Genomic DNA, 6,567 nt, shown 5'->3' on the forward strand with positions numbered 1-6,567 from the left:
TGCGATGGAGCCGATGGGGGGATCCCACGCGTGAGCACGCACTTGAGCTATGTCGAGGCCGTGGCGGTCGGCGCCTTCCAGGGCGTCACAGAACTGTTCCCGGTTTCCAGCCTCGGCCACTCGGTGCTGGTCCCGGCCCTCATCGGCGGGCAATGGGCTCAGGATCTCGACGTCTCGGCCCCCCAGTCGCCATATCTGGCCTTCATCGTCGGGCTGCACGTGGCCACCGCCGCAGCCCTGCTGGTGTTCTTCTGGCGGGACTGGCTGCGCATCGTTGCAGGCTTGGGGTCCTCGCTCCGGAATCGGCGCATCCAGACTTCGGGCGAGCGGTTGGCCTGGCTGCTGGTCGCGGCCACCATCCCCGTCGGGCTGGCCGGACTGCTGCTGGAATCGACGTTTCGCACAACACTGGGCAAACCCATCCCCTCGGCGGCATTTCTGCTGCTGAACGGCTTCGCCCTGTATGCCGGCGAGGTGCTGCGACGCCGCGTCGCACCGGCCGCCGCCCAGGGGGAACAAACCCACGGCGGCGTGGCCGTCGACAACCGGCTCGCCCGGCTGCCCCTGGGCCGCGGCGTGCTGATCGGATGCGCCCAGATCCTGGCACTGTTCCCCGGCATCAGCCGCTCGGGCATCACCATCGTGGCCGGACTGTCGCGCGGCCTGTCGCACGAAGACTCCGCCCGCTTCTCGTTCCTGCTCGCGACGCCCATCATTCTGGCCGCCGGGCTCTACAAGATCCCGGAATTGTTCGGGCCGCTGGGTGGGGGCATCTTCGGACAGGTCGTGGCCGGCGGCATCGCGTCGTTCCTCAGCGCCTACTTCGCGGTGCGCTATCTCACCAGCTACTTCGAGACCCGCACGCTCACGCCGTTCGCCGTCTACTGCACCGTGGTCGGCGGCGCCAGCCTGGTCTGGCTGACGCTGCGCTAGGCCACCCGGGCCTGCGTCCCGCAGGCGTACCGTAGGTTTCGTGTTGCCGGCCCGCGACGTGACCGCCCGCTTCGGGACCCGGGCATGAGTCGGCGCCAACCCGAACGGGACGCCCCGCAGCCAGAAAATGTGTGGGACTATCCGCGCCCGCCCAGGGTCGAACCTTTCACCGGGGCCATCACCGTCGAGCTGGGCGGTGCGGTCGTGGCATCGACCTCACAGGCCCTGCGGGTGCTCGAAACCAGCCACCCGCCGACCTACTACCTCCCGCGGGAGGCGTTCGCCCCCGGGGCGTTGCGCGCGGCGCCGGGCAGCTCGTGGTGTGAATGGAAAGGCCAGGCCGCCTACTACGACGTCGCCGGCGGCTCCGCCGTCGCACCGAAGGCGGCGTGGGCCTATCCACGCCCGACACCGGCCTTCGCGTCGATCGCCGGCATGGTCGCGGTGATGGCGGCGCGAGTCGACCGCTGCACCGTCAACGGCGAAGTCGTGGAACCGCAACCGGGTGACTTCTACGGCGGCTGGATCACCAGCTGGATCACCGGTCCGTTCAAAGGCGTTCCCGGATCGAGGGGTTGGTGACGCCGTGGGCGACGACGACGTCGAGGTACTGGTCATCGGTGCGGGTCTGGCCGGGTTGCGTTGTGCGGGTCTGCTGGCGGCCGCGGGCCGTGAGGTTCGGGTGTGGGAGGGCGGCGACGACGTCGGCGGCCGCGTCCGCACCGACGTGATCGACGGCTTCCTGTGCGACCGCGGCTTTCAGGTGCTCAACCCGGCCTACCCGGAACTCGCAGCCTGCGTCGACATCGCCGGTTTGTGACTTCAACCATTCGCCGCCGGGGTGGCGGTGCGCCGCGAGCGCGGCACGGCGGTGCTGGCCCACCCGCTGCGCGCGCCGACATTGATGCCGAAGATGCTCGCCTCGGGCATGATCCGGCCCCGCGAAGCGGTCGGGCTCGCGCGCTGGGCGGCCGGGGCGCTGCGACCGCGGGCCGTCAAATCCCGGCACGGCGACCGCACCGTAGGCGAGGGGTTGGATCGCTGCGGTGCCCGTGGTGAACTGCGTCGCGTCGTCGACCGCTTCCTCGCCGGTGTGGTGCTCGAGGACACCGGCGCCACCTCCGACGCGTTCTGTCTGCTGCTGGCCCGCATGTTCGTGCTGGGGGTGCCCGGCCTGCCGGCAGAGGGCATGCGCGCGTTGCCGCAACAGCTCGCCGCGCCGCTGGAAAGCCGAATAGAGCTGGGACGGAAAGCAACCCAGGTCGAGCATGACGGGAAGCGGTGGACGGTCCGGGGAACCGACGCGGTCGCCCGCGCCCGCGACGTCGTGGTGGCCACCGATCCGGTGGCGGCCGCGGCGCTGACCGGCCATCCACCGCCGGCCATGCACGGGGTCGTGACCGACTGGTGGGCCGCCGACGAGGCGCCCAGCACGCTGCCGATGCTCTGGGTCGACGGCCGGTCCCAGCCGCCCGGACCGCTGCTCAACACCGCCGTCATCAGCGCCGCCGCACCCAGCTATGCCCCACCGGGACGGCATCTGATCAGCGCCTCGGCGCTGCTGAAGACGGGCGGCGCACCTCCGGAGGAAAGCGAGACGCGGCGGCATGCCGCAGACATCCTGGGCGTCGGCGGTCAGGGCTGGCGATTGCTGAAACGACACGTCATCGCAGACGCGCTGCCCGCGCAGCCGCCGCCGTTGCGCGTGCGGCGCCCGGTGCGCATCCGCGAGGGTCTGTGGTGGTGTGGCGACCACCGGGACACCGCCTCCATCCAGGGCGCGCTGGTGAGCGGACGGCGCACCGCCGAACAGATACTCCGACAGAGGTCGCCGTCGTCCTGAGCATTTCATTGCGCGGCGCGCCGCCCAGTGCTGTGCTGACCTCATGGCAGACACGGCACCCGTCGGCATCAAGGTCCGCGGCAAGGTCATCGTGATCACCGGTGGCGCCCGCGGAATCGGGTTGGCCACCGCGACGGCCCTGCACGAGCTGGGCGCCAAGGTGGCGATCGGCGACATCGACGAAGTCCGGGTCAAAGATGCCGGTGCAGCGCTCGACCTCGACGTCCACGGCAAACTCGACGTCACCGACCGGCACTCGTTCGCCGATTTCCTGGACCGGGTCGAGCGCCAGCTCGGCCCGGTCGACGTGCTGGTCAACAATGCCGGGATCATGCCGCTGGGCCGCATCGTCGACGAACCCGACGCGGTCACCCGTCGCATCCTCGACATCAACGTCTACGGGGTGATCCTGGGCAGCAAGCTCGCCATCGAGCGGATGGTCCCCCGCGGCCGCGGCCACGTCATCAACGTCGCCTCGCTCGCCGGCGAGACCTCCATCCCCGGTGCCGCCACATACTGCGCCAGCAAGCACGCGGTGATCGGTTTCACCGACACAGCCAGGCTCGAATACCGCAAAACCGGGGTGAAGTTCTCGGTGGTGATGCCGACATTCGTCAACACCGAGCTGATCGCCGGAACCTCGGGGGCCAAAGGGATCAAGAACGCCGAACCCGCCGACATCGCCGACGCGATCGTCGAACTGGTGGCCGCACCGAAGCCACGGGTGAGGGTCACCCGGCTGGCCGGGGCGATCATCGCGTCGCAGAAGTTCTTGCCTCGTGCGCTGGCCGAGGGCATCAACCGGGCGCTCGGCGGCGAACACGTCTTCACCGACGCCGTCGATGTCGCAACGCGGCAGGCCTACGAAGCCCGGGCGCGCGGCGACGCGTAGGCAAAGTTCACCTTAGGGGCGGACAATCGGCCAGGTGAGTTTTGAGACCGGAACACCGACCCCAGCCCAATCCGAATCGCTGTCCGATGACGAACTGGCCCTCATCGACAAGTACTGGCGTGCCGCCAATTACCTGTCCGTCGGGCAGATCTACCTGCTGGACAATCCGCTGCTGACCGAGCCACTGGAAGCCCGCCACGTCAAACCCCGGCTGCTCGGCCACTGGGGCACCACACCGGGGCTGAACCTGATCTACGCGCACCTCAACCGCATCATCGGCAACCGCGACGCCAACCTGATCTATGTCACCGGACCCGGGCACGGCGGACCCGGACTGGTCGCCAACGCCTACCTGGAGGGCACCTACAGCGAGCTGTACACGGGCATCGACCAGAACGCTGAAGGTCTGCGCAAACTGTTCCGGCAGTTCTCCTTCCCCGGCGGCATCCCCAGCCACGTTGCCGCGCAGACGCCGGGATCCATCCACGAGGGCGGTGAACTGGGCTACGCGTTGGTGCATGCCTACGGCGCGGCTTTCGACAACCCGGACCTGGTGGTCGCCTGCGTGATCGGGGACGGCGAGGCCGAGACCGGGCCGTTGGCCGCCGGCTGGCACTCGAACAAATTCCTCAACCCGGCCCTCGACGGGGCGGTGTTGCCGATCCTGCACCTCAACGGCTACAAGATCGCCAACCCGACGGTGCTGTCCCGGATTCCGCAGCCGGAACTCGAGTCGCTGTTGCGCGGCTACGGTTACCGACCGATCACCGTTGCCGGGGACGACCCGGCCGACGTGCACCGGCAGCTGGCCGCCGCGCTGGACGACGCCTTCGACGACATCGCCGAGATCCAGGCTCGGGCGCGCCGCGGCGGCCGGCCGGAGCGGCCCGTGTGGCCGATGATCGTGCTGCGCACCCCCAAGGGCTGGACCGGTCCCAAGATGGTCGACGGGAAAAAGGTCGAGGGCACCTGGCGGGCGCATCAGGTTCCGCTGGCCGAGACCCACGACAACGCCGAACACCGGGCGCAGCTCGCGGCGTGGCTGCGCAGCTACCGGCCCGAGGAGTTGTTCGACGACACCGGCGCGCTGCGCCCCGAACTGCGGGCGCTGGCCCCCCGCGGTGATCGCCGGATGAGCGCGAACCCGCACGCCAACGGCGGGCTGCTGCTGCGCGACCTGGACCTGCCGGACTTTCGCGACTACGCGGTGCAGGTGTCGCGGCCGGCGACCGAAACCCATGAGGCGACCCGCGTGCTGGGGACGTTCCTGCGGGACGTGATCGCTTGCAACGGCGACCGGTTCCGCCTGATGGGGCCCGACGAGACCGCCTCCAATCGGCTGGACGCCGTGTACGGCGCGACGGACAAGGTGTGGCTCTCGGAGACGACGCCGGATGACGAGCACCTGGCCCCCGACGGCCGCGTGATGGAGGTGCTCTCCGAGCACCTGTGCCAGGGCTGGCTGGAGGGCTACCTGCTGACCGGCCGGCACGGGCTGTTCACCTGCTACGAGGCGTTCGTGCACATCGTCGACTCGATGCTCAACCAGCACGCGAAATGGCTGTCCACCAGCAGGGAACTACCCTGGCGGCGGCCGATCGCCTCGCTGAACTACCTGCTGACCTCCCACGTGTGGCGCCAGGACCACAACGGCGCGTCGCACCAGGACCCCGGCTTCATCGACCTGGTCGCCAACAAACGGGCCGAGCTGACGCGCGTCTACCTGCCGCCGGACGGCAACACCCTGCTGTCAGTGGCCGACCACTGCCTGCGCAGCCGCAACTACGTCAACGTCATCGTCGCCGGCAAGCAGCCCGCGCTGGCCTACCTCGACATGGACGAAGCGATCGCGCACTGCACCCGCGGGCTGGGCATCTGGCCGTGGGCGAGCACCGCTACCGGCGAACCCGACGTGGTCCTCGCGTGCGCCGGAGACGTCCCGACGCTGGAGACGCTGGCCGCCGCCGACATCCTGCGCCGGGAACTGCCAGACCTGGCGGTCCGTGTCATCAACGTGGTCGACCTGATGCGCCTGCAGCCGGAATCCGAACACCCGCACGGGTTGCCGGACAAGGAGTTCGACGCCCTGTTCACCCGCGACAAGCCGGTGATCTTCGCCTACCACGGCTACCCGTGGCTGATCCACCGGCTCACCTACCGGCGCACCGTGCACCCGCACCTGCACGTGCGCGGCTTCAAGGAGCGCGGCACGACCACGACGCCGTTCGACATGGTGATGCTCAACGACCTCGACCGCTTCCATCTGGTCATGGACGTCATCGACCGGGTGGACGGGCTGGGCAGCCGCGCCGCGCTGCTGCGCCAGCGGATGGCCGACGCGCGGCTGGCCGCCCGCGCCTACACACGCGAGCACGGCGAGGACGACCCCCAGATCGCCGGCTGGACCTGGGCGCGTACCGAGTGATCAGCCCCGCGTGACGCGCAGGGGCACCGACACCGGACCCTGCAACGACGGCGTCGTACCCCAACGGACGGGCCCGGCCAACTCCAGGCCGTCGACTTCGTCGAGCAGGCAGTCGGCGGCGGTGATCGTCTCCAGCCGCGCCAGATGTGCCCCCAGACAGAAGTGCAGGCCGTGGCCGAAAGCCAGGTGCCCGGTGGTGTCCCGGTGGATGTCGAAGCGATCGGGTTGGGGGAACTTGGCGGGGTCGCGGTTGGCCGACGCGTAGAACAGCACCGTCTTCGCACCCCTGGGGATCACCGTGTCGCCGATCGCGCAGGGGACTGTCGCGGTTCGGGTCACCCACTGGACCGGCGAGCCCCAGCGGGCCGTCTCCTCGACCGCGGCGGGAAGCAGGCTGCGGTCCGCTTTCAGCTCGGCGAACAGCGCGTGGTCCCCCGCCAGCCTGACCAGCAGCATCCCCAGCAGGTTGGTGGT

7 protein-coding genes are annotated in these 6,567 nt (G+C 69.8%); 6 read left to right on the plus strand and 1 reads right to left on the minus strand.

Annotation, left to right across the window (positions count from 1 at the left end; translation table 11 throughout):
• Positions 1-30 precede the first annotated feature (30 nt).
• The 6 genes from ACOJVU_RS03210 (at position 31) to ACOJVU_RS03235 (ending at position 6,093) form a co-directional block, all read left to right on the plus strand.
• On the plus strand, positions 31-933 hold the full coding sequence (locus ACOJVU_RS03210) for an undecaprenyl-diphosphate phosphatase (RefSeq protein ID WP_421528452.1): 903 nt from the start codon (positions 31-33) through the stop codon (positions 931-933).
• Between the two features lie 84 nt (positions 934-1,017).
• Entirely contained in the window at positions 1,018-1,515 is a 498-nt protein-coding gene (locus ACOJVU_RS03215; protein WP_421528453.1) for a DUF427 domain-containing protein, read from the plus strand.
• 4 nt (positions 1,516-1,519) lie between these two features.
• Positions 1,520-1,753 carry an NAD(P)-binding protein gene (locus ACOJVU_RS03220; RefSeq protein ID WP_421528454.1) on the plus strand — a complete coding sequence of 78 codons (234 nt, stop codon included), beginning with the start codon at positions 1,520-1,522 and terminating at the stop codon, positions 1,751-1,753.
• A 21-nt stretch (positions 1,754-1,774) separates the two neighbouring features.
• The gene (locus ACOJVU_RS03225; protein WP_421528455.1) at positions 1,775-2,776 is read left to right on the plus strand and encodes an FAD-dependent oxidoreductase; all 1,002 of its coding nucleotides are present in this window, start codon (positions 1,775-1,777) and stop codon (positions 2,774-2,776) included.
• A gap of 43 nt (positions 2,777-2,819) precedes the next feature.
• Entirely contained in the window at positions 2,820-3,668 is an 849-nt protein-coding gene (locus tag ACOJVU_RS03230; RefSeq protein ID WP_421528456.1) for an SDR family oxidoreductase, read from the plus strand.
• Between the two features lie 34 nt (positions 3,669-3,702).
• Entirely contained in the window at positions 3,703-6,093 is a 2,391-nt protein-coding gene (locus tag ACOJVU_RS03235) for a phosphoketolase family protein (protein WP_421528457.1), read from the plus strand.
• Here ACOJVU_RS03235 and ACOJVU_RS03240 read toward each other — a convergent pair.
• Positions 6,094-6,567 (minus strand): cytochrome P450 (locus ACOJVU_RS03240; RefSeq protein ID WP_421528458.1); only part of this gene is annotated, 474 nt, incomplete at its 5' end.

This window comes from Mycobacterium sp. THU-M104 (genome assembly GCF_049197365.1).
Classification (GTDB): domain Bacteria; phylum Actinomycetota; class Actinomycetes; order Mycobacteriales; family Mycobacteriaceae; genus Mycobacterium.